The following is a 22,108-nucleotide window of genomic DNA, read 5'->3' as shown; positions in this document are numbered from 1 at the left end:
CGTACCGTCTTTCGGACGGCCGCTCGGTTGCACCAGCCTGTGGCCGGTCCTGGGGAGGGCGTGCGGCCGATGTCACCGGTTGAACCGAACCCGGTAACGAGCGCGACTGGAGGGTCACGGTCGGGGAACATCATAGTTGACATGCTACGCCCGGCCATATCAAATTCTCGGGTCAGTAGTGCGCTTTTCGGCCTGAGACGGACTAATTCGCGTGAATCGTTCTCATTCGTCAGGGGTTGTGCCGCTTGCTTCGCTCACGCCGTTCGCTTCACTAGCTTCAGCGAACTTCTGGAAATCTCTGATTTCCAGCGTACGCCTCACTACCTTCGGCGTACTCCCGAAAACCAACGGTTCTCGACGTACGCCTCACTAGCGTTCGGCGTACCACCGTCGGACGCTTCGCGCCCGACGAGGCATGCTTCGCTCACGCCGTTCGCTCAGCATACCACGTCGCAAACTTCGCTAACGCCCGCCCCCGGTGGGAAATCGAATTCTTCTCTTCGGCGCTCATCTCGGCAAACGTCGTTCCGTCATGTTCGAAAATCGGGTCGTACCCGAATCCACCCTCACCGCGCGGCGGGACGATACGCCCGTTGACGACGCCTTCGAACAACTTCACGGGAAGCACGTCCGTCTCCTCTTCGTCCTGCTCCGCGCCACGGGCGGCCGCAACCGTCCTGTCGTCGCGGTCGATTGGGTTGGGACTCGCTTCGAATGGCTGGCCGTCACAGTACGCGAGCACGCAGCGGAAGGAGGCGCGCCGCGGTTCGTCGAGTTCGGCGGCGGCGAGTCGGTAGACCGCCTCGACTCCGAGCGTGTCCTCGGCGTACGACGAGTACGGGCCGGGGAAACCGTCGAACCCGTCGATGAACAGGCCGGCGTCGTCGACGAGGACTGGCTCGTCGGCGTAGCGGTAGGCTTCGCGGGCACCGTGGGCCGCGATTGGACCGAGTTCGGCCGCCTGAATCTCGGTGTAGTCGAAGTCGAGTTGTGTCACGTCGTCGTCGAGGTAGTCGAGTGCCTCGCGGACCTTTCCCTCGTTCGTCGTAACGTATCTGAGCATGTCCGCCCCTCCGGGGGCGGGCATCGAAAAGTCGTCGGTGTGTCGTTCGTCTGTCCGTCCGCTGGTAGTTCGTTCGTTCTCGGAGTTAGTCGACGATGACCTCGACGGGACCTTCGTCGGCCTCTACCTCTTCTTTTTCCTCCGCTTTCTGGCGCTCGTTCCAGAGCAGGCCACCGGCGACGAGAAGGACGACCCACGACCGCCAACTCGCGAGATTCAGCGTGTAACCGATGCCGAATGGCTTCTCGACGAGCATCCCCTCACCGGGTTGCCAGTAAGATGATAGTAGTCGGCCCACGCTCGGGCGCTCGAAGTTGTATGGGATGCCAAAGAGAGTTCCGCTCTGCGGTTTGTCTACCATATGAGACGAATATGCTGGCGGGCGATAAATCGTTTTGGCCTTACGATGGAATCACCGACCGCCGACTACCGGTACCGGCCGCGGGATTCGACTTCGCGAAGTCGGGTAATGACCTCGTCGGAGCCGATAGATTCGTACCCCGCTTCGAGGGCGTCGAGCAGCGGCTCGGCGTCGTCAGCGGTGCCTTCGACGCTCTGGGCGAATACGTGAAGGTCCATCGCGTGGTCCTCGACGTGGTCCGTGTGGAACCCGAGACCGAAGTCGATGAGGAAGACGCGAGAGGTTCCGTGCGTCCCACTCTCGACGCGGACGTTCCGTGTGGTCGGGTCGCCGTGAACGATTCCTACCCGGTGGAGTTTCGCGAGATACTCGCCGACAGTACGAGCGGCCTCGGGACTGAGGCGCTCTGCGAGGTCCGCATCACCGACCTTTTGGAAGGTGATAACGGCCTCGATGGGGTCTACGTCGCGGACGATTGGTGTTCGGACGCCGGCGCGCCGCGCATCGCTCGTCAGGCGCGCTTCGGCTTTCGTCCGCTCGCGCCGGAGTCGGTCGTCCAGTTCGGGGTGGCGATACGTCTTCGGGACGCGCCGCTTTACGACCTCGTCGGTGCCGATATCGACTGTCGCTTCGGCCCCGCGGATTGCGCCGTCGTCGGTGTACGCGCGCGCGACCGATTCGTCGGCCCCGCGCCACGTCACCGCTACCTGGTCCGGGCGGAAGTTCGGGTCGACCGAGGATTCTTCGACCGAAAGCGCGTCGCCCGAATTGAGCATCCGTGCACCGAGCACCGCAATCATCCCCGCGTTGTCGCGGAGGAACCGCGGTTCGGGTGCGTGGAATTTCGCACCGCGCTGCTCGCACATTTCGGCGAGCATCTCGCGGAGACGGGCGTTCTGCCCGACGCCGCCGCCGAGGACGAGTTCGTCCGTCCCCGTCAGCGACAGGGCGCGCTCGGCGACTTCGGTGAGCATCGCGAAGATGGTCTCCTGTAATCCGACGCAGATGTCTTCGACGGGCGTTCCGGCGTCCGCTTCCTGCTTCGCGGCGCTCATGATGCCCGAAAACGAGAAGTCCATCCCCTTGACGACGTACGGCAAGTCGACGTACGAGCCGTCTTTCGCGGCCTGTTCGACCTTCGGGCCGCCGGGGTGAGTCCAGCCGACGTGGCGGGTGAACTTGTCGATGGAGTTGCCGACGCCGGTGTCCATCGTCTCTCCGAGGACGCGGTACCGACCGTTGTGGTAGCCGAGCAGGTGGGCGTTCGCGCCCGACGCGTTCAGACAGACGGGCGATTCGAACCCGGATTGGTAGCGCCCGATTTCGAGGTGGGCGACCATGTGATTGACGCCGAGGAGCGGCACACCGAGCGTCTGGGCGACAGCACGGGCCGCGGTGCCGACGATACGGAGACACGGGCCGAGCCCGGGGCCGCGAGAGAAGGCGACGCCGTCGACAATCGGGCCGTCACCGTCGTGTCTGTCGGCGGCGTGTGCGAGTGCCGTGTCGACCACTTCGGGAATAGCGTTTCCCATGTGTTCTGCGGCCTCGCGCGGATGGATGCCGCCGCTTTCGGGTTGGTAGGGATTCGATTCGATAAAGACGTGGTCCGCAGACGGGTCCGGCGTTCGATACGTTTCAGTACTGAGCGCGTCGGGGTCGTCCGTTTCGAAAACCGCGGCGCTCGCGGCCCACGCTGTACCTTCGATTCCGAGAATGCGCATCGAGTGTGAAGAAACGGCGATTCGAAGCCGAAATTAGGCCTCTTCGGCTTCGGCTTCGGCGTCGGTGATCTTGTTGCGTTCGAGCATGTGTTCCTGTTCGACGTCGCGTGCGAACTCGGGGCTCTCGTAGACCTTCGCGTAGCCCGCCGTCTTGCGCATACCGAACTTCGTGTCGAGTTCGTGGACGACGACTTCGTCGGAGTCCTTGTTCAGCTTGGCCGCGAGCGAGTCGCGGACCGACAGACGGGAGGGCGTAGCTTCCTCGTGGACGATCTCGAATCGGACGTCCGTCCGGTGCAACATGGGGTTCTCCTCCTCGGAGATGATTTCGATATCCATGGTTCAGTTACCAGTAATTCCCCGCGAAGCAAGTAAAAGGATTTCGAAGGGACGAAGAGGCGTCTGAATCAGGTGTCGAGGGGGGAAAGAACCGTCTCGATGTCGCCGTCGAACTGCGCGAGGAGGTCGCGCATTTCGGTCTTAGCGGCCTCTGTAACGGTCACACGGACCATTCCTTCGTCTGGTTGGCCGTAGACGACTGTCGACCCGAGCGGCGCGGCGAGGACCGCCGGAAGCGTCGCGAGGTCCTCTTCGCCCGTGACGAGAAGCGTCGTCGGTTCTTCGGCGTCGAGCGCCTCGACGAGCGCCGAAACGAGATCGAAAGAGAGAGTGCCCGGTTCGTTGGTGACTTCGACGAGGCGGCCGGTTTCGATTGCTCGACGAATCTCCTCGTCGACGGCCTCACGTTTCGTCTTGCCGTCGATGATGGCTACGTCCGGTGGGCGACCGGCGCGGCGGAGGTGGAAGGTGACAACGTCGCCGACGGCGACGAGTGGCGCGTCCGTCTCCTCGCTGGATGCATCTGCGAGGAGCGCCTCGGCCTCGGTGTAGACGGGGCCGAACGGCTCTTTGAACGCCGCGCGGAGGTCCGTCGGCAGGGTGAGCATCTTCAGCGGACCTTGAGCGCGTAGCCGCCGGGTTCGGTGACGTTCATCTCGGTGGCGATTTCGCTCTCTTCGGGGTGGGTGATGACGACGTAGCCCGCCCAGTCTTCGGTGAGACTCGTCGAACCACAGTTATCACACGTCTGCTTGTTCGGGTCGTTGACGAAGTGACACTCGCGGCAGGCGAGACGCTGCTTCGCCATCAGTTACCCTCCGCCGAGGCCTCGCTCTGCTGGCGCTTTGCTTCGAGCCAACCGTGCTTGCCGAGCCCCGGCTGTTTGGCGGTGAGTCCAATCTTCGAGTCGCGCGGGTTGCGCTCGTCGATGCTCTTTGTGACGATGCGGGCGCGCACCTCGTCGTCCACGGCGAGCGTCTGGTTGGACTCGGTGGATGCGAGTTGCTGGTTCTCGCCGTCGTAGGCGAGGTATTCATCGGAAATCTGTGAGACGTGCAGCAGTCCGTCGACCGGACCGATACCGACGAAGGCACCGAACTCGACCACTTCGACCACGATGCCATCGACGACCTCCTGCATGTCGGGGTCGTAGGTGATGGCGTCGAAGTCGGCTTCGTAGTAGACGCCGGGGCGGTTGGGCAACACGGTGCCCTCGCCGATGTCGTTGACGTTCACGACACTGACGACGCTCCCCACGTCTTCGTCCATCCGTCCTTCCAGTTTGTCCTGCAACAGTCGCTTGACCCGCTCGGGCGTCACGTCGCCCAAGTGTCGGGGTGGGACTTCGACTGTATCTTTGAGTCGTACCCGTTTGTACATAGTTTCGTTAAGGTTCCGTGATTGCCAGTGTGGCGTGCCCCCGGATGCCGACGACGGGAATCCCGCAGTCGAGCACCCGGTCACGGAGGGGCTTGTCGTTCGTGACGACGTAGTCGACTTCGCCCGATTCGGCGAGTTCGACAACTGCGTCGTCGGCGTACGATTCGTCCGTCTCGACCGCCCGGCACCGGTTCGCCAGGTCCGCACCCACACTCGCCGCGACGCCCTCGGTCCCGCCGCCCGTCGAGAGCTTCTCCAGCTCGTCGAGGACGGCCGTGGGGACCACGAGGTCCGCGTCGGCCGCGAGAAGCCGGTCGAGTTCGTCGAACACGCGAACGTTGAGTTCGACCGGCATCATGAGTGCGTTCGTGTCCATGACGACTACGGTGGCGGTCACGTCACTTGAGCGTCCCGATACCGATGAGACGCCATCGAGCGCCCACGCGGCGGTTGATGGCAATCTTCGCACCTTCCTCGGCGCAGACGGGTCGCTTGAGCGAAACTTCGGCTTCACCGCTGCGCGCACTCGTCACCGCGCCAACGGTGGTCGCGGTGCCGACGGTGAGCATCAGCGGTTCGCCGGTGGATATCTCCTCGATACCCTCGTCTCCGTTGCCACCGACGACGCGTTCGAGCAGTTCCACGTCCATCGTGAACCGTTCGCGCGTCGGCGGGAGCGTGCCGGGTTCGCCGGCGACCTGCCCTGCGAGGGCGTCGCCTTTCGTGAAGCTCGGGTCGAGACCGGTCCCGACACCGCAGAGCCCGCCGGGGCGGACTTCGTCGACCATGTTGCCGCCCGCCTGAAGCGAGCGAATCTCGGTCGTGATGGAGCGCCATTCGGTCTGGCCTTCCTCTTCGACTTCGCGGCCGGGGCGAAGTTCGAGTTCGTCGCCTTCTTCGAGCTTTCCGGCGACGACGCTGCCGCCGACAACGCCGCCCATGAGACCGTCCCAGGTCGTCCCCGGACGGTTGATGTCGAAACTGCGCGCGACGTACATTTGACTGTCTTCAGTCTCGTCGCGTTCGGGCGTCGGAATCTCCGCTTCGATAGTCTCGATGAGCAGATCGAGGTTGACCTCTTGCTGTGCGCTGATGGGCACGATTGGGGCGTCTTCGGCCACCGTCCCCTCTACGAACTCCTTGATTTGTTCGTAGTTGTCGAGGGCACGCTCGCGGTCGACGAGGTCGACTTTGTTCTGCGCGATGACGATGTTCTCGATACCGATGATATCGAGCGCCATCAGGTGCTCGGCCGTCTGGGCCTGCGGCACGTCCTCGGTCGCGCTCACGAGCAGGATGGCACCGTCCATGATGGCGGCACCAGAGAGCATCGTCGCCATGAGCGTCTCGTGACCGGGCGCGTCGACGAACGAAACGGTACGAAGAACGTCCGTCTCGTCACCGTCTTCGGTCTCTTCTTCGACTGTGTAGCACTCCGGCGCATCGGCGCCGGGAATCTGACGGAACGTCGCGTCGGCGTATCCGAGTCGGATGGAGATACCGCGCTTCATCTCTTCCGAGTGTTGGTCCGTCCACGACCCAGACAACGCTTGGACGAGCGTCGTCTTTCCGTGGTCGACGTGACCGACGAGTCCGATGTTCACCTCCGGTTGTTGTGGGTTTTTCGTCACCATTGACCTCCTGAGAGTAATCTTGCGTGAACTTGGCTCCGAACGACTGATAAAGGTGCTGTTCTCGGGGCGGCAACGCTGCCGCTACGTCGGCCGGTCACACACCACGAAGTGCCGTTTATCGGTGTCTCACGGCGATGCCCCGCGACCGAGGCTGACTCTCGCGACTCGATGCTCCGCGACCGAGGCTGACTCTCGCGACTCGATGCTCCGTGACTGAGGCTGACCTTCGAGACGCGGTCGGTCCGAAACGAATCTCCAGGTGCGTACAAAATTGGTCTTCGTTCGGCGTTACTCGACCGCTTTGATGATACTTCGGAGTTCTTCCCGGTAGGCGTCCGGCGTGAGTCCGAGGTCGATGTCGACCGACACCGAAATGGCGTCGGTCGGTTCCTTGGTGACGTCGAGTTCGAAGTTCTCACCCGGATACGCCCCGCCCGCGACGAGGACCGTCCCATCGTGTTCCCAGACGGCGAGCAGCCCACTAACGTCGACTTCGCGCCCTTCGATTTCGAATTTTTTCTCCTCGGTAAACGGGAAGGTGATGCTCTCGAACGGGATGGTGGCCGCGTACTCGGTCACGCGCGCCGAATCGCCGGTGTCGACCGTCATCGACCCCGTCCCCGATTGCTCGACGTTCGTGACCCCGACGTCTTTCAGTTGTGCTTCGTACTGTGTCCGTGCCTGCGTCTCAATCTGGTCGACGACCGTCCCGCGAGCCGCTTTGGGGATGTTCGAGAGGCTCGGTTCGAGCGTTACGCGCGTGGCGAAAAACAGGAAAAACTGCCCTTCGGCCTGCCCGAGCGTCTGTTCTTTTATCTCGGCCGCCAGTGCCGTGTCCTCGTACACGAGCGTCTCGAATGCGGCGGAGACGCTCACCGGCCCGACCGACTGCTCGAAGGCCGGGTCGAGTGTCTGGCCACCGATGTGCTCCCAGCCGCCCGATTCGAGCATCGCCTTCGGTACTTTCGGAGGTGCCCGCCCGGCGCTCGCGGTGGTTCCGGAAGTACACCCGGCGAGGCCGGCAAGTCCCGCACTAGCCGCAACCCCAAGGTACGTTCGCCGTCCGATTCTGTCGGCTCCGTCGTCTTTCCCCTTCATCGGTCGATGTTGCCGCGTTCTCTCCCAAATAGCTATCTCCCCGAAAATCAAATACGAGAACACACCTCCTCTCGGTCGAGATTTCTGAAAGCGAGACTTTTGCCGTTCGCCTCCCGAATTCGTATGTGCCCGCTCCGGTGTCGTCGCCTTCGGAGTTCGCCTTCGAACTGGCGCTGTGTTCGCATCTCGAACAGACGACGGACTGGCTCCCTGCCCGGCAACTCGGCGCTGCCGTCGCCTCGCCGGGGAGCCGGATTATCGACATCTGCGCCGTCGTTCCGGGCCCAGCGTTCACCGACCGAACTCGTATTACCGACCGTGATATCCCCGCGACAGCCATCGAGAGCGACGTCGGAGTCGGACGCGCCGTCTTCTGGCGCGACGCCTTCGATTGCCCCCCTGCCCGCGCCCGTCGCGCCACCGACCGCGCCGTCGAAGTCGGGTTCTTCGAGTCCGAGCATCGCCGTAGTCGGGAGTACGTCCGCCGCGCGACTCGCTATCCCGGCGATTGGTTCTCCCGCCTCGTCGGTATCGAGAACAAACCCGACCTCGGCGAACCGGGCGACCTCCTCCGGCAACTCCGACTCGACGTGAGCCTCGCACTTTTCGACGAGGTCGTTCTCGCCACTGAGAGTTACGTCACGGGCGCGCACCTGAACCGAATTCCCGACCAAGTCGGTGTCTGGCGATTCGACCCCGAAACCGGCGAGCGCGAAGTCGTCCGCGACGCCGAACCGCTCACCGCCGATGCGACCGGTGTCGAACCAGTCGAATACCACTCACTTCACACAGATGTCGCCCTCGTGCCGCCCGCCGACAAGCGAACCGCTCGGCTCCGACTCGCCGAGCGCGCCTACGGCAAAGGGTGGCGAGGATACGACTTACCGGCGTGCACTCACGCCGGCGTCGACGCCGACGGTCGCCCCGTCTGCGAACACTTCGGTCGCGTGGTCGACCCCGGTTCGGAGTGCGGAACCGAGTGTACCGCATTCGAACCGGCCGACCCGCCGGAACTCGACCGCGCGGAACTTCGCGAGGCTCGAACCGGCTGGGTTGCAGACCCAACCGGCATCACTCGGCGACAGTCGGGTTTGGACCGGTTTTGGTGACTGCTCTCTCGTGTCCTTATTTGTTCACGGTTTCGAGATGATACGACGCCTCTGTCGGATGCGGCCGATATCCTGTCACGTCTGCGCGCGTCCCGACGACGTTCGTGTAGTACGTCAGCCACCCAATCGGCACGTCGCGTTGAAGTATCGCCTGTACGTCGTCGTATATCTGCTTGCGCTCCTCGTACTTCGGCGTCCTTCGCCCCTGTTCGAGGAGCGCATCGACTTCGGGGTTTTCGTAGCCGCTGAACATTGTCGCCTCACTGGAGTGTACGAAATCCGTCAACCGATCAGGGTCGGGATACCACAGGACCGAGTTCGACCACAGCACCATCCCGAACGCTTCGGAATTTGCCCGCTCTCTAATCGTTGCTGGCTCCATCGTCAGAATGGAGACGTCGAAGCCGACCTCGCCTAATTTCGCCTGGAGAACCTGCGCGAGAGGGGAAAGAAGCGGCCGAGATTCGTACGTCCAGATATCAACGTCGAGCGGGACACCGTCCCGTTGGCGTGTCCCATCCACCATTCGCCAGCCAGCCTCCGTGAGGAGTTCGCCCGCTTTTTCCGGCGCGTACTCGTATGGTTCGAGGTCGTCGTTCGCCCACGAGGTCATCTCGGGTGGGAACGGGCCGGTCGCCGCCGACCCGAGCCCTTCGAGAATCGATTCCACAAGCGCTTGCCCATCGATGGCGTGCATGACCGCCTGCCGAACACGTCGGTCGTCAAACGGTTCCGAGGTCGTATCGAAGACCAGGTACCGCGAGCGAGGAATCTCGTAGGTGTACGCCTTCAGATTCTCTGTCTGCTGTATCTGCTCAACCGTGTGATTCGGCAAAATCCGTGCCATATCGAGCTCGTCGTTTTGGAGCTTGAGACGGCGTGTCTGTGAATCAGCGACTCCTTCGTAGACCAAGCGGTCTATCTTGGGTGAGGGGCCGTGATAGTCCCCATTCGCAGTCGCCGTGATGCTCATCCCCGGCTCCCAAGACGCAAACTGGAACGGACCGGTTCCGACTGGCTTGGTAACGTCTCCGTCCGAGTTGACGGAACTCGACGCGATGATACTGGTTCTCCCACGAGTCAAGTGCGCCGGGAGCGGGGCAAAGGGGCCGTCTGTGGTGATAGACACTGTCTGTTCATCCAGCGCCGATACCGACTCGATAGGCAGCGCCGCCAGCGCGTTCGAGTCGAACGCCCGCTTCAACGAAAAGACGACTGCATCCGCGGTTAACGGCGTTCCGTCGTGAAATTCTACGCCCTCCCTGAGGTCGAACCGCCACGTTTCTCCGTCGTCCGCCAGTTCCCACGACGTCGCCAGACCAGCGGTAATTGACGTGTCGTAATCGACCGTCAGAAGCGGCTCGATGACGCTGATTCGACGCCACAACCAGCCGTTAATAATCGGGTCGAGCGCGTCAGGCGTCCACGGCGAACCGACGCGGAACGTCACCGTATCGTCTGCCGACTGACCCGTGTCTCGCTGTCCGTGGTCAGATTCTCCGATACACCCCGCAATTCCTCCGATTCCAGCGGCTACCCCCTGTAGTACTCGTCGACGACTGGGTCCGACTTTTGCGATACTTGCTCGACCCGGATTCTCTCTCATATACAAGCGAGATTTAATTATGACAAATAAGGTTGCCTAATCTGTCTGCGGGCGACCAACAGACCGGTACGGCGCTAAATTCAAAGAAGCTGTTACTGCGCGAGCACAAATTTCCGCACCGCTGGTCACTCGGCTTCGGCGCGTCTGTCCATGTAGTTCCAGTACGCGATGAGCGGAACTGCGAAGATAACGACGACGACGAAATGGAGTGCTGATACGAGCAAATCGACTCCTCCCGTCTCGAAGTAGGTCGTGAGAAGGTCAATCACGGCGGCGAGACCGCCCACGAGGAGAAAATACTTGAACGCGTTGTCCTCCACAATCGCTCGGAGACTCACGCGTCACCCTCCGGTGGCTCCGACAGCATCCAGAGACTCGCCGCACCGAGACAGACCGAGAGGACGAACAGAATCGCGAGTTGCGTCTCTGTGGGCGGTCGGGGGGACAAGAGCGTGTACCCGACGGTACCCACGATTCCGAGCGAAACGACAGACGAAATTCCTCGGGAGGTTCGCAGGGAAGGGACCATACCAACGCTCCCCCCGCGACCGTGAAAAAACTATTACAATTCGTACACTTCGCCGTCGACGGCTAGCGGGTCTTCGAAGGCCTCTTCGGGCGGGTAGTAGTGCGCGACGTGGACGAGTCGGGTCACGTCGGCGTCGAGGTCTTCGCCGAGTGCGATGGCTCCCTCGCGGGTCATATGCTTCGTGCCGAACGTCCGCGCAACACCGTCTTCGTCGTAATCGTCGCCGCCGATTGGGTGATACTCGCAGACCGACGCGGGGACGATGGCCTCCGCGAGGAGGAGGTCCGGGCCGCGGAGTACGTCGCGGGATTCCGCCGGAATCGCGTACGTCGAATCGCCCGACAGCGAGAGCTTCGCCCCGGTTTCCGGGTCCTCGATGGCGACGCCGTAGCAGACGAGCGGCGGATGGACGACCGGGACAAACGTCACGTCGAACCCGCAGGCGCGGAACGACTCGAAGGGCGTCTGGTCTTCGACCGCGATTCGGTCGAGGTAGTCGAACTTCGAGCGAATCGTGTCGGCGACGCTTTCGCCCGTGACCGGGTCGACTTCGTCTGTGGCGTGGACGTCAAGGTCGTCGAGTAGGCGGTAGACGTTCCCGAGACCGTCTAAGTGGTCGAAGTGAATGTGGGTCACGAGCGCTTCGTCGGGGAGCGGCACCTCCTGTGTGAGAAACTGGTGGCGAAAGTCGGGACTGAAGTCCACGAGCAGCGACTCGTCGGTTCGCTCGTTTTCGACGTGGACCGAAAAGCGTGTCCGCTCGATACCCCGCTCGTGGGCCTCGCGGCAAGTGTCGCAGTCGCAGCCGACGGTCGGCGTCCCGGTCGTGTCGCCGGTGCCGAGGAGGGTCACGCGCATCGATTCAGAGAAGGGAGATGGTGCGGCTTAAACGTGGCCGACGGCGGTGAGTCACTCTTCTTGTATCACCCAGTCGTCGACCCAGACTTCGGAGGTTCGTTCGGCGGGCTCTGCACCGTCTAGGTTCACCGTCCCAGTTGCACTTCGTGGCGTCGTCGCGACGAGTTCGTCGAATGGGATAGTAGGCTGGCTCACGACACTCCCCGAACGTGAGAGAACTGTCTGATGCAGAATAGTGATTGTAGCACTCCCCGTGTTTCGCCCGCGGACACTGGCAACAATTGAGTCGAGGTTCGATTCCCCGAGTGCTTGGTAGAGGGCAGTCATCACCGCTTGTCTTGCTACGCTGGCACACTCGGATGTCGCCCAGTCGTCGAACGAAATAGTGTCATACACCGGCGCGCGCGTCTCGTTGCCCGTACTCGACCGGTAGGCGGCGACGTACCGAACTTCGTCCTCTTCTTCGAGGTACTCGTATCCATCGTTCTCGGTGAACTTCTGACTGGCCGAGACGGGGGCGGCTTCGCCGCGAACCTTCTCATATGTGGGAGCAACTGCAGGTGTCTGTTCGCTCGTTGGCTCGGCGGTTGTGGGCGAACGCTGTGCTGTCGTCTTCACCGTCGTCCGCGAAGTCGTCGTCTCGGTGGCTGGTTTTTCTGCACCACGTTCGTCTGTAAGACAGCCGCCGAACGAGAACAGTCCAGTCGCCCCAAGCGCCTGAACGAACCGCCGTCTGCTGGAAGGCATCGGCTCGACGTGCACTGACAACTGGTGAAAACTTTCTCAGAAAAGAGCGCAGTTACTGCGCCGTGCCGGCGTCTTTCTGCGTCTCGCCTTCGTGTTCGTCCGCGTGGTCGTGGTCGTCGTGGCCGTGGTCGTGCCCATCTCCCGACCCGGCGACGAGTTCCGACGAATCCGACATCATGTCGAGGTTCTTCAGGTTGTCCCGCTCTTCGAAGTCGGCGACGGCTTCCAGCAGGTCGTCCTGCTTGAGTTCCATTCGCTCTTCGGTGAGTGCTTCGAGGACGGCCTCGCGGAGCACGAGTCGCAGGTCGGACCCGGTAAGGCCTTGGGTTACTTCGGCGATGGCCTCGGGGTCGAACTCGTTGATGTCCATCCGGTTCGTGATGACGCGCAGGATGTCGGCGCGCATGCCGTGGTCCGGCTTGGGGAAGTTGACGATTTCGTCGAAGCGCCGCCACGCCGCCGAATCGAGTTGGTCGGGGTGGTTCGTCGCCCCGATGAGGATGACCTCGTCGCGAATCAGCGAGATGTCGTCGATGCTCTTGAGGAGCGTGTTGACGGCGCGCTTGAGCGCGGCGTGTTCGTCCGACCGGCGCGTCTTTGCGACCGAGTCGAACTCGTCGATAAAGAGGATACACGGCGAGAGTCGCTTTGCGACCTCGAAGGTCTTCTCGACGTTCTTGGCCGTCTCACCGAGGTACTGGCTCGTAATCATCGAGAGTTTCACCTCGACGAAGGGAAGACCGAGTTCGTGGGCGAGCGCCCGCGACACGGTCGTCTTCCCCGTCCCCGGCGGGCCGACGAAGAGAATCTTCCCGATTTCGCGAAGGCCAATCTGCGCGAGGTACTCGCGGTGCTCGATAGCCTTCATGAGTTTGTGAATTTCGCCTTCCTGGTCCGTCGTGAGCACGAGGTCGTCGAGAGTCATCTCTATCTCCTCGGGTGCGCGGACCTGCACGAGGTCGAGCATCTCGGCGTCGTCCTCGTCGTCGAAGTACTCGTCGAGGAGGCTGTCGATCCAGACCCGGTCGGCGTGAATCGGTCGCGTTTGCTCTCTCGCTTCTTCGTGGGTTACGTCCACGTCGTCGTGTCCTTCGACCGCCTTCGCGATAGTCGGGTTCGTCACCAACCGGTCGTAGTTGGCACGGTTGACAAACCACTCCAGCGCCATCTCGGGTTGCGTCAGAGAGAGGCGGCCGGAGAAGTCCTCACGTTGGGTGAACATGAGGTCCGAAATCGCGTCCCATGGGTGTTCGACTCCTGTCGCCTTCCGCGCGATGGAATCGGTCACCACGAGCGGTCGCTCGATGCCGCCCGCCGACGAATCGTCTTCGTCGTCTCCGGTGTCCGCCCAGAAGACGCGCCGATACCGCGGGGGAAGGTCGTTCTCGTCAAGCGTTCGGTCGTCGGTGTAGAGGTGAGCCGTCAGCAGAAACTCGACAACCTCGAGCGCCCGTTCACTCATCCCCCCGAAATTGCCGGGGCAGACGCATAAGAGCGTCGGAGCGCGCGTGACCAAGAGAAACCTTCTCACCGCGCGCTCCGGGTATACAGGGACGCCCCGGTGGACCGCACGACGAATTAATTCCGAAAAACATTTTCAAATAAATATCTAAAAACACCGGGATTACGCGACTATATTCTTAGTATACGTTTGTAGATTGCACGATATGGGGGAATTGGGCGGAATAATTTGATTTATTAAACGATTGGTATTTTATGTTCTCCTTTCACCAGTATGAGCCAAGATAGTGAAATGATGTGTTCATCATACATGGAAAAATTGCACAAATGCCCCGGAATCTCCGATTCTTGTCGGTGGTGAACCACGTGACGAAACAAGTCCCGACGACCTGTATGCGCTGTGCTGTGGGGTGTGGTCACGTTCACCTTGGGTCCGAAAACGCGTACGGTCTCGAAACAGTTCGTGGCGACCCCTCACATCCGGTAAACAACGGACTGGCGTGCGGTCGTGGCATCCGCGAGTCGGCAGACCCTGCTGGCGAGTGGCTTACTCGGCCGCTCGTCCGGGAGGACGGCGAACTGGTACAGACCTCGTGGTCGGACGCGATGGCCCGTGTCGGCGCTACCATCCGAACAGCGGTGGCGACCGACCCGGACGAGGTCGCGGTTCTGGGAAGCGGCCAGCAGACGAACGAGGCCGCGTACGCGCTCGGCAAACTCGCTCGTGCCGGCATTGGGACCCGAAACTACGACGCGAACACGACACTCTGCATGGCGAGCGCAGTCACAGCGTACTATCGGGCGTTCGGGAGCGATGCGCCCCCACCGACGTACGACGATATCCCGAACGCCGAGACACACCTCGTCTGGGGTGCGAACCCCGCAGTTGCCCATCCTGTCATGTTCCGTTGGATACGGCAGTCGGCGACAGACGGTCGACTCGTCGTGGTCGACCCCGTCGAGACGAAGACTGCGGCGGTCGCAGACGACCACGTCTCTGTCGCGCCCGGCGGTGACCTCGCGCTGGCCCGCGCCATCCTCCGGCACCTCGTCGATACCGACCAAATCGACGAGTCGTTCGTCCGCTCGAACACCGAGGGGTTCGACGACGTCGTCTCTGCACTCCCGTCGGTCACGGACGCGGCGGCCCGCGCTGGCGTCTCGCTCGACACAGTCGAGGAACTGGCTGCACTGCTCGACGCGCCGACGCTCATCTACTGGGGGATGGGTGTGAATCAGAGCGTCCGCGGTACCGCAACCGCCGGTGCGCTCGTGAATCTTTGTCTCGCGTCGGGTAACCTCGGTCCGGGAACCGGTCCGTTCTCGCTCACCGGTCAAGCGAACTCGATGGGGACGCGAGTCTGTTCCTCGAAAGGAACGTGGTCCGGTCACCGACCGTTCGAACATCCCGACCACCGCCGAGCGGTCGCCGAGGCGTGGGACGTTCCTGTCTCTCGACTCCCCGACGACAGCGGACCGGGTCCGGTGGGCATCCTCGACTCGTCGCCATCCGTGGTCTGGACTGTTGCGACGAACCCACTCGCCGGGTTCCCGGATGCGACGGCTGCTCGCGAGGTTCTCCGCGACTCGTTCCTCGTGGTGCAAGACGCCTTCCGGTCGGATACGGTTGAACTCGCCGATGTAGTGCTTCCGGCCGCGACGTGGGGCGAGTCCGAGGGGACGGCGATGAACATGGAGCGGACGGTCTCGCGCATCCGCGCGGCCACAGAGACGCCTCCCGGCGTCCGACAGGACCTCGACATTATTGCCGATGTGGCCGCTCGGGTTGCCCCCGGTCTCCTCCCTCGGCCACCCGTCTCCCCCAGCGCGATATTCGACGAGTTCGCCGCGCTCACGGAGGGAACCGACGCTGACTGTTCCGGCATCTCGTACACCCGGCTCGACGGCGAGCGTGCCGTCCGCTGGCCCGCTCCGGAACCGAACAGTGACGCGGGCTACCGGTACTACGACCCCAGCACTTCGCGCTGGACGTTCCCGACGCCATCGGGGAAAGCTCGATTCAGCACACTCGATGGGGAACCGCTGCCCGAGCCGGTTGACGGCGACTACCCGCTGACGCTTACGACCGGCCGCGAGGCCGACGGGTACAACACCGGCGTTCGCTCACGGAGCGACACGCCGGAAGAGCCGGTTGCCCGCGTCAACCCCGAGACCGTCGACACGTATCACGACGCAGTCGCCGACACGGACGGCGAGCTTCGAACTACCGTTGTCTCGCGTCGCGCGTCCGTTTCCGTGACGCTCGACCGCGACGACGCTGTCCCGCCAGGACTCGTCTGGCTTTCGATTCACCACCCAATGACCAACCAACTCACCAGCCCCGCAGTCGACCCGCAGTCGAACGAACCGAACTTCAAACAGTGTGCGGTCCGCTTTGTGCATCCCGATGCACCCGCCAAAGCTGACTTTCTCGCGGCGGAGGTGAGCGACTGATGGGTCTCGTCAAGATGACTCGGTGGCGGACGCTCGTCCTCGCCACCGCGGCGTTCAACCTCTCGTTTCTCATCTGGTTCTCGTTCGCCCCGTTCACGGGGCAAATCGCCGCGGAGTTCGGACTCTCGCTCACCGACCTCGGCATTCTCGCCAGCGCCGCCATCTGGTCGGCACCGCCGGGGCGTATTCTCACTGGCTGGCTCTCGGACCGCTTCGGCGCTTCGACGGTGTTCGGTATCGTCCTCGCCTACGTCGGCATATTCAGCATGGCCAGCGCGTTCGCGACCTCGTACGAGGTGTTCTTCGTCGAACGGGTCGTCGTCGCCTCGGCGGGTATCACCTTCGTCGTCGGTATCCAGCACGTCTCCCAGTGGTTCCCCGAGGAGGAACTCGGGACTGCCGAGGGCATCTACGCGGGTATCGGCAATGCCGGTGCCGCGGGGGGTGCGCTCATCCTCCCGCGGGCGTTCGGGAACTGGAGCGGCCCGCTGTTTTCGACCGGGTGGCGCGCGGCGTTCTTCTACACCGGTGTCGTCGCCATCCTGATGGCCATCGTCTACGTCGTTTTCGGACAGGACGCCGCCACGAAAGCCCGTGCAGCGGCCACCAGCGAGTCGGCGACGCTCTCGACGTGGGTCCACACAGCGACCCGCTACGGCGTCGTCGCGCTCGCACTCGGCTACGTGATGAGCTTCGGGCTCGAAATCTCGATGAACGGCTGGCTTCCGACGTACTTCCGCGAAGGATTCGGTTCGAACCTCGTCATCGCCAGCACCTTCGCGGCGACGTTCTCGCTCGCTGCCGGGTTGCTTCGGCCAATCGGCGGCTACGTCTCCGACCGCCTCGTTCGCGACCAGCGCGACATTCTCCCGTTCTTCGCGGGTCGCTACCGGGAGCAGTGGACTGTCCTCTGCATGACGTTCATCGTCGTCTCGATGACCGGACTCACCTTCGCAGGGCAGACTGGAAACGTCCTCCTGACCGTCGCAGCTGGCTTCCTCGTCGGGATGAGTTGCGCGTTCACGGAGGGTGCGATATTCGCGCAAGTCCCTGCCATGTTCCCGAACCGGTCGGGCGCTGCCGCCGGTATCGTGGGCGGAATCGGAACCTTCGGCGGCATCGGATTCCCGCTCGTCTACTCGTTCGCCGCCGCGGAAGGGATGATTCACACGGGCTACGTCATCGTGGCGGCGCTCATGATTCCGATACTCGCGTTGAACGCGTTCATCTCGCGTCCGCATATCGCGAGTCGCGCCCACGTGGACGGCTTCTTCGACGGGAGTCGCTTCGAGTCCAGTCAGAGCGACGACTGAACAATGGCCGAACAGTCCTCCCGCAACCTCGACACGGGCCGCGCCGGCATCATCCTCGCGGGTGGTCGGTCAAGAAGGTTCGACGGCATCGACAAGGCGACTGCACCGGTCGGCGGACGACCGATGATTCACCGTGTTGCGGCATCTCTCGACCCCGCCGTCGACGAACTCGTCATCAACTGCCGCGCCGACCAACGAGACACGTTTGCCGCCGCACTGTCGGACTTCGATGTCCGGTTCGCGGAGGACTCTCACCCAGACCATGGTCCCGTCTTCGGCCTCAGGACCGCAGTACGAGCTTCGAACGCCGAGTACGCGGCCATTCTCCCGTGTGACATGCCGCTCGTCCCGACCGGCTTTATCTCGCACCTCTTCGGCCGAGTTCAGGGCGGAACTGGCGTGATTCCGTCTGTCTCCGAGACTCCCGTCCCGCTACCCTCGGTCGTTCACTGTCGCGCCGGGGAAGTCGCCTGTACCGAGACGATTCGGGCGGGAAGCGACCGACTCAAGGATGTGATGTCCACGCTCGGTGTGAACGTCTTGGACGGGCGCGAAGTGCAGGCACACGCCGGTTTAGACGCGTTCTCCAACGTGAATACTATCGACGACCTGCGCGCGCTCTCCTCCCGGCGCTGATTGCTCCCTCGTAGAATGGTAATGATTGTCCACGAACTTGAGTTCTGATTGTGAAGAAAAAGAACCAATACTTGGTCAGAATACAACCTTATATTCGGAATATATGGTTATAAATTGGAAAATATTCTGAAATTGAGGTCATTTGTGTGTTTTGACAACGAGTAGTATTATGTATCGTTGTCTGCAGTGTTATCACGTAACATGACTGTGTTCGGAATTAGATGCGCTCGATTAGTGGACGAATGCCCACTGGTGGTCGGCCATGGCGAGTAAGAAGGAACAGTGGAAATCGGACCTCTACGGCGACGCGGTTCGCGACGAACTGGAGGCGTTCGCCGAGGAGGGCTTCGAGTCGATTCCGGAAGACGAGCGTGACAAGTGGTTCACTCGCTTCAAGTTCTGGGGTGTCTTCCAGCAGCGGACGGGTCAGGAGTCGTACTTCATGATGCGGCTGACGAACGCGAACGGCGTTCTCGAACCCGGACAACTCCGGACGATTGCCGAGGTGGCACGCGACTATGCCACCGGCCCCGTCGACAACCCCGAGTTCGGAAACGGGTGGGTGGACTTGACGACGCGCCAGTCGATTCAGCTCCACTGGCTCGAACTCGAAGATATCCCCGAAATCTGGGAGCAGCTGGAATCCGTCGGTGTGACCTCACGGTCCGCCGGTGGCGACACGATGCGGAACATCACCGGCTGTCCGGTCGCCGGAAAGGACACCCACGAACTGGTCGAATCGAAACCACTTCTCGACCGGTTCCAGTCGGAACTCCGCGAGGACGACGCGCTGTCGAACATGCCTCGAAAGTTCAACATCAGCGTCACCGGCTGTCGGGAGGGTTGCGCACAGGACTCGATAAACGACATCGGACTGGAACCCGCCCGGAAAGAGGTCGACGGAGAGGTTATCACGGGCTTCAACGTCCGCGTCGGTGGTGGTCTCGGCTCTCGAAAACCGCGCGTTGCACGCAGCCTCGACGTGTTCGTCGCCGACGAAGAGCGTGCTTACGAGGTGGTTCGCGGATTCGTCGAACTCTACCACGACCACGGGAACCGGGACGTTCGCGCCCGCGCCCGCAGTCGATTCTTCGTCGACGACTGGGGAACGGAAAAGATACGCGACCGACTCGAATCGGAGTACCTCGACTTCGAACTCCAGTCGGCAGGAGAGGACATCCGCGACGAGTACACCTACAATGCGGGTCGACCGCAGTCGGCAGGCAAGTCCGACCACGTCGGCGTTCACGAGCAATCTGACGGTCGGTATTACGTCGGACTCAGCGTCGCGGTCGGCCGACTTACTGCGGCGGACGCGCTCGAACTAGCCGACCTCGCCGATAAGTACGGTTCTGGCAAGATACGACTCACTCGCCGACAGAATCCAATCGTGATGGACGTTCCGGCAGGTGCTCTCGACGACTTGCTTGCCGAACCGCTCCTCTCGAAGCACACGCCGGAGCCGAACCCGTTCCAGCGCGGGACCGTCGCCTGTACCGGGACGGAGTTCTGTTCACTCGCGCTCACCGAGACGAAGGCGCGGACGGCCCGGATGCTTCGCTGGCTCAGAGACAATGTCGAGGTTCCCGACGACGTCCACCAGTTGAAGATTCACTATTCGGGCTGTACCGCCGACTGTGGACAGGCGAACACGGCCGATATCGGCCTGTTCGGGATGCGCGCGCAGAAAGACGGCGAGATGGTCGAGGCGATGGATATCGGCGTCGGCGGCGGTATCGGTGACGAACCTTCCTTCGTCGAGTGGATTCACCAGCGCGTTCCCGCGGACGAGGTTCCCGGGGCCATCGCATCGTTAGTCGAGGCGTTCGCCGCCCACCGAACCGCCGGACAGACGTTCCGGCAGTGGGTCGAAGCCGAAGGACCCGACGCCGTCGCCGAGTACTGCGAACCCATTGAGACGGACTTCGAAGCCCCCTACATGCACGACGCGAAGCAGTCTTGGTACCCCTTCGCCGACGAGGACGAACCCCCGAAGACGGAGCAACCGATGACGAGTGATTGAGTATGTCGGATGACTATTTCGACCTCGGAGATACGGTCCGTGAACACGCCTCCGCCGATGTCGCACCTGAGCTGTTCCCGGTGAGTACGGTCGATTCGGACTCGGCTTCTGCGGACGAATCAGGACACGCTGTCGAACCCGATTAACGGGAGCCGACTTCGTTCGACCCGCTTTTCCCGCTTTCCTCGATTTTTTCTGCTTTTCACGTACTGCTCCCAAAACAACTCTTTACGACGTATTATGGGTTCTAAACTATTTATGGTGTTTGAACCCCGATAGTGTGTCATGCCAGAACCAGTCATCGCAGCAGCATATCGAACGCCGTTCGGGAAGGCGGGCGGCGTCTTCGAAGACGTTCGAAGCGAAGACCTCTCGGTCGCGCTCATCGACCACATCCTCGACGAACACGATGTCGAGGCTGACGACGTGGAAGACCTGATGTGGGGTGTCGCCCAGCAGCGAGCCGAACAGGACAACAACGTCGCTCGCGTCATCGCGCTTCTCTCGAAACTCGGCGAGGGGACGCCCGGGACGAGCATCAACCGCTGGTGCGCCTCGTCCATGCAGGCGATTATCTCGGCGTCCGACGCCATCGCCGCGGGCAACCGCGAGTGCATCATCGCCGGTGGCGTCGAGAGCATGTCTCGCGTCCCGATGGACGGCGACTCCTACCAGCACCTCCACCCCGGACTGAGCGAGCAGTACAACGTCTTCCAACTCCAGATGGGGATGACCGCCGAGAAGGTCGCAGAGCAACACGAAGTCTCCCGCGAGGACCAGGACGCCTTCGCGCTCCGCAGCCACGAGCGAGCTGCCGAGGCAACCGAAACCGGTCGCTTCGACGACGAAATCGTCCCTATCGAGACGGACGACGGCGTCGTCACCGAAGACGAGGGAATTCGCCACGACACCTCGCTGGAAGCGCTCGGCGGCCTTCCGCCGGCGTTCTCCGGCGACGGCTCTGTCACCGCAGGTAACTCCTCGCAGATTACCGACGGTGCGGCCGCCGTTCTCGTCACGAGTCGCGAGTTCGCCGACGAACACGGCCTCGAGGTACTCGCATCTGTCGGCACCAACAACGTCGCTGGTGTCGACCCGACCGTGATGGGTATCGGTCCGGTTCCGGCCACCCGCGGTCTCCTCGAACGCGCCGGAAGCGATATCGAGGACTACGACCTCGTCGAAATCAACGAAGCGTTTGCCAGCCAGTGCGAATACTCCCGTCGCGAACTCGGTATCGACGAGGACAAACTCAACGTCAACGGCGGCGCAATCGCCCTCGGTCACCCGCTCGGTGCCTCCGGTGCGCGCCTCCCCGTGACGCTTATCCACGAAATGATTAAGCGCGACGTGGACCGCGGTCTCGCCTCGCTCTGTGTCGGGTTCGGTCAGGGTGCGGCAATAGAGTTCAGCCGGTAAGGCCTCTCTAAGCGGTTTTTGGTCCAGATTTTTGCGGGATGAGCGTGAGCGAATCCCGGAAAAAGGTGGCAGCGGTGCGGCAATAGAGTTCAGCCGGTAAGGCCTCTTTACCCTGATTTTAGACTGCCAGAACTGCCACGCAGCGACCGCTCACGACGACTCAGTATCCGACGAGCTAAACGAGATAACCGACGTTTCGAGGGCCAGTCCCGCGAGGAATACGACCACCCCGGCCGTGGCGAGAAAGCCCGCTGCATCGGTGTTGGCCGGTTCCAGTTTGAAAAACAGCGACAGCAACACGAGGTGGGCGCTCGTGACGAACGTGAGCTTCGCGTTTCGTTTCATAGCTGGGCA

Annotated in this window: 24 protein-coding genes; 7 read left to right on the top strand and 17 right to left on the bottom strand. The window is 62.3% G+C overall.

Annotation, left to right across the window (positions count from 1 at the left end):
- Positions 1–424 precede the first annotated feature (424 nt).
- The 10 genes from HFX_RS13570 to HFX_RS13525 form a co-directional block, all read right to left on the bottom strand.
- Positions 425–1,063 (bottom strand): non-canonical purine NTP pyrophosphatase, encoded by a 639-nt coding sequence (locus HFX_RS13570; protein ID WP_004059323.1) that lies wholly within the window; start codon positions 1,061–1,063, stop codon positions 425–427.
- Positions 1,064–1,148: 85 nt separating this feature from the next.
- A complete protein-coding gene (locus HFX_RS13565; RefSeq protein ID WP_004059324.1) occupies positions 1,149–1,424 on the bottom strand; it encodes a DUF5808 domain-containing protein in 276 nt (91 codons plus the stop codon).
- A 65-nt stretch (positions 1,425–1,489) separates the two neighbouring features.
- Entirely contained in the window at positions 1,490–3,148 is a 1,659-nt protein-coding gene (locus HFX_RS13560; protein WP_004059325.1) for a bifunctional N(6)-L-threonylcarbamoyladenine synthase/serine/threonine protein kinase, read from the bottom strand.
- Between the two features lie 33 nt (positions 3,149–3,181).
- The gene (locus tag HFX_RS13555; protein WP_004059326.1) at positions 3,182–3,487 is read right to left on the bottom strand and encodes a 30S ribosomal protein S24e; all 306 of its coding nucleotides are present in this window, start codon (positions 3,485–3,487) and stop codon (positions 3,182–3,184) included.
- Between the two features lie 68 nt (positions 3,488–3,555).
- Positions 3,556–4,095 carry a GTP-dependent dephospho-CoA kinase family protein gene (locus tag HFX_RS13550; RefSeq protein WP_004059327.1) on the bottom strand — a complete coding sequence of 180 codons (540 nt, stop codon included), beginning with the start codon at positions 4,093–4,095 and terminating at the stop codon, positions 3,556–3,558.
- A 2-nt stretch (positions 4,096–4,097) separates the two neighbouring features.
- Complete coding sequence (spt4, locus tag HFX_RS13545) at positions 4,098–4,295, bottom strand: transcription elongation factor subunit Spt4 (RefSeq protein WP_004059328.1); 198 nt, start codon at positions 4,293–4,295, stop codon at positions 4,098–4,100.
- On the bottom strand, positions 4,295–4,867 hold the full coding sequence (locus HFX_RS13540; RefSeq protein ID WP_004059329.1) for a DNA-directed RNA polymerase: 573 nt from the start codon (positions 4,865–4,867) through the stop codon (positions 4,295–4,297). The genes spt4 and HFX_RS13540 overlap by 1 nt, the downstream gene beginning before the upstream one ends.
- Positions 4,868–4,874: 7 nt before the next feature.
- Positions 4,875–5,243, bottom strand: a complete 369-nt coding sequence (locus HFX_RS13535; protein WP_014732403.1) for a hypothetical protein — start codon at positions 5,241–5,243, stop codon at positions 4,875–4,877.
- A 22-nt stretch (positions 5,244–5,265) separates the two neighbouring features.
- On the bottom strand, positions 5,266–6,501 hold the full coding sequence (locus HFX_RS13530) for a translation initiation factor IF-2 subunit gamma (protein WP_004059331.1): 1,236 nt from the start codon (positions 6,499–6,501) through the stop codon (positions 5,266–5,268).
- A gap of 288 nt (positions 6,502–6,789) precedes the next feature.
- Positions 6,790–7,599 carry a DUF6517 family protein gene (locus tag HFX_RS13525; protein ID WP_004059332.1) on the bottom strand — a complete coding sequence of 270 codons (810 nt, stop codon included), beginning with the start codon at positions 7,597–7,599 and terminating at the stop codon, positions 6,790–6,792.
- A gap of 125 nt (positions 7,600–7,724) precedes the next feature.
- Between HFX_RS13525 and HFX_RS13520 the strand changes: the two genes are divergently transcribed.
- Positions 7,725–8,708 (top strand): DUF5787 family protein, encoded by a 984-nt coding sequence (locus HFX_RS13520; protein ID WP_179955344.1) that lies wholly within the window; start codon positions 7,725–7,727, stop codon positions 8,706–8,708.
- A gap of 16 nt (positions 8,709–8,724) precedes the next feature.
- Here HFX_RS13520 and HFX_RS13515 read toward each other — a convergent pair whose 3' ends face one another.
- The 6 genes from HFX_RS13515 to HFX_RS13490 all read right to left on the bottom strand — a co-directional run bounded on the left by HFX_RS13515 (position 8,725) and on the right by HFX_RS13490 (position 13,910).
- Positions 8,725–10,314 (bottom strand): ABC transporter substrate-binding protein, encoded by a 1,590-nt coding sequence (locus HFX_RS13515; protein WP_231512862.1) that lies wholly within the window; start codon positions 10,312–10,314, stop codon positions 8,725–8,727.
- A gap of 125 nt (positions 10,315–10,439) precedes the next feature.
- Positions 10,440–10,652 carry a hypothetical protein gene (locus HFX_RS13510; protein ID WP_004059335.1) on the bottom strand — a complete coding sequence of 71 codons (213 nt, stop codon included), beginning with the start codon at positions 10,650–10,652 and terminating at the stop codon, positions 10,440–10,442.
- On the bottom strand, positions 10,649–10,843 hold the full coding sequence (locus HFX_RS13505; RefSeq protein ID WP_004059336.1) for a hypothetical protein: 195 nt from the start codon (positions 10,841–10,843) through the stop codon (positions 10,649–10,651). Before HFX_RS13505 ends, HFX_RS13510 begins: the two co-directional genes overlap by 4 nt.
- Positions 10,844–10,876: 33 nt before the next feature.
- Positions 10,877–11,701 carry an MBL fold metallo-hydrolase gene (locus tag HFX_RS13500; protein WP_004059337.1) on the bottom strand — a complete coding sequence of 275 codons (825 nt, stop codon included), beginning with the start codon at positions 11,699–11,701 and terminating at the stop codon, positions 10,877–10,879.
- 51 nt (positions 11,702–11,752) lie between these two features.
- Entirely contained in the window at positions 11,753–12,448 is a 696-nt protein-coding gene (locus HFX_RS13495) for a hypothetical protein (protein WP_004059338.1), read from the bottom strand.
- A 52-nt stretch (positions 12,449–12,500) separates the two neighbouring features.
- Positions 12,501–13,910, bottom strand: a complete 1,410-nt coding sequence (locus tag HFX_RS13490) for an ATP-binding protein (protein WP_004059339.1) — start codon at positions 13,908–13,910, stop codon at positions 12,501–12,503.
- A 326-nt stretch (positions 13,911–14,236) separates the two neighbouring features.
- Between HFX_RS13490 and nasA the strand changes: the two genes are divergently transcribed.
- The 6 genes from nasA (at position 14,237) to HFX_RS13465 (ending at position 21,754) form a co-directional block, all read left to right on the top strand.
- On the top strand, positions 14,237–16,363 hold the full coding sequence (gene nasA / locus HFX_RS13485; protein WP_004059340.1) for an assimilatory nitrate reductase NasA: 2,127 nt from the start codon (positions 14,237–14,239) through the stop codon (positions 16,361–16,363).
- A 14-nt stretch (positions 16,364–16,377) separates the two neighbouring features.
- Positions 16,378–17,676: an MFS transporter gene (locus HFX_RS13480; RefSeq protein ID WP_179955363.1), complete on the top strand. Its 1,299-nt coding sequence runs from the start codon at positions 16,378–16,380 to the stop codon at positions 17,674–17,676.
- 3 nt (positions 17,677–17,679) lie between these two features.
- Positions 17,680–18,312, top strand: a complete 633-nt coding sequence (locus HFX_RS13475) for a molybdenum cofactor guanylyltransferase (protein ID WP_004059342.1) — start codon at positions 17,680–17,682, stop codon at positions 18,310–18,312.
- 262 nt (positions 18,313–18,574) lie between these two features.
- Positions 18,575–20,335 carry a nitrite/sulfite reductase gene (locus HFX_RS13470; RefSeq protein ID WP_004059343.1) on the top strand — a complete coding sequence of 587 codons (1,761 nt, stop codon included), beginning with the start codon at positions 18,575–18,577 and terminating at the stop codon, positions 20,333–20,335.
- A gap of 2 nt (positions 20,336–20,337) precedes the next feature.
- Positions 20,338–20,481, top strand: a complete 144-nt coding sequence (locus HFX_RS20085; protein WP_169330956.1) for a hypothetical protein — start codon at positions 20,338–20,340, stop codon at positions 20,479–20,481.
- A 139-nt stretch (positions 20,482–20,620) separates the two neighbouring features.
- Positions 20,621–21,754 (top strand): thiolase family protein, encoded by a 1,134-nt coding sequence (locus HFX_RS13465; RefSeq protein WP_004059344.1) that lies wholly within the window; start codon positions 20,621–20,623, stop codon positions 21,752–21,754.
- A gap of 150 nt (positions 21,755–21,904) precedes the next feature.
- Here HFX_RS13465 and HFX_RS13460 read toward each other — a convergent pair whose 3' ends face one another.
- The gene (locus HFX_RS13460) at positions 21,905–22,099 is read right to left on the bottom strand and encodes a hypothetical protein (protein ID WP_004059345.1); all 195 of its coding nucleotides are present in this window, start codon (positions 22,097–22,099) and stop codon (positions 21,905–21,907) included.
- Between the last annotated feature and the right edge of the window lie 9 nt (positions 22,100–22,108).

This window comes from Haloferax mediterranei ATCC 33500 (assembly GCF_000306765.2).
Classification (GTDB): Archaea; Halobacteriota; Halobacteria; order Halobacteriales; family Haloferacaceae; genus Haloferax; species Haloferax mediterranei.
This window is presented reverse-complemented; position numbering and strand designations above follow the sequence as displayed.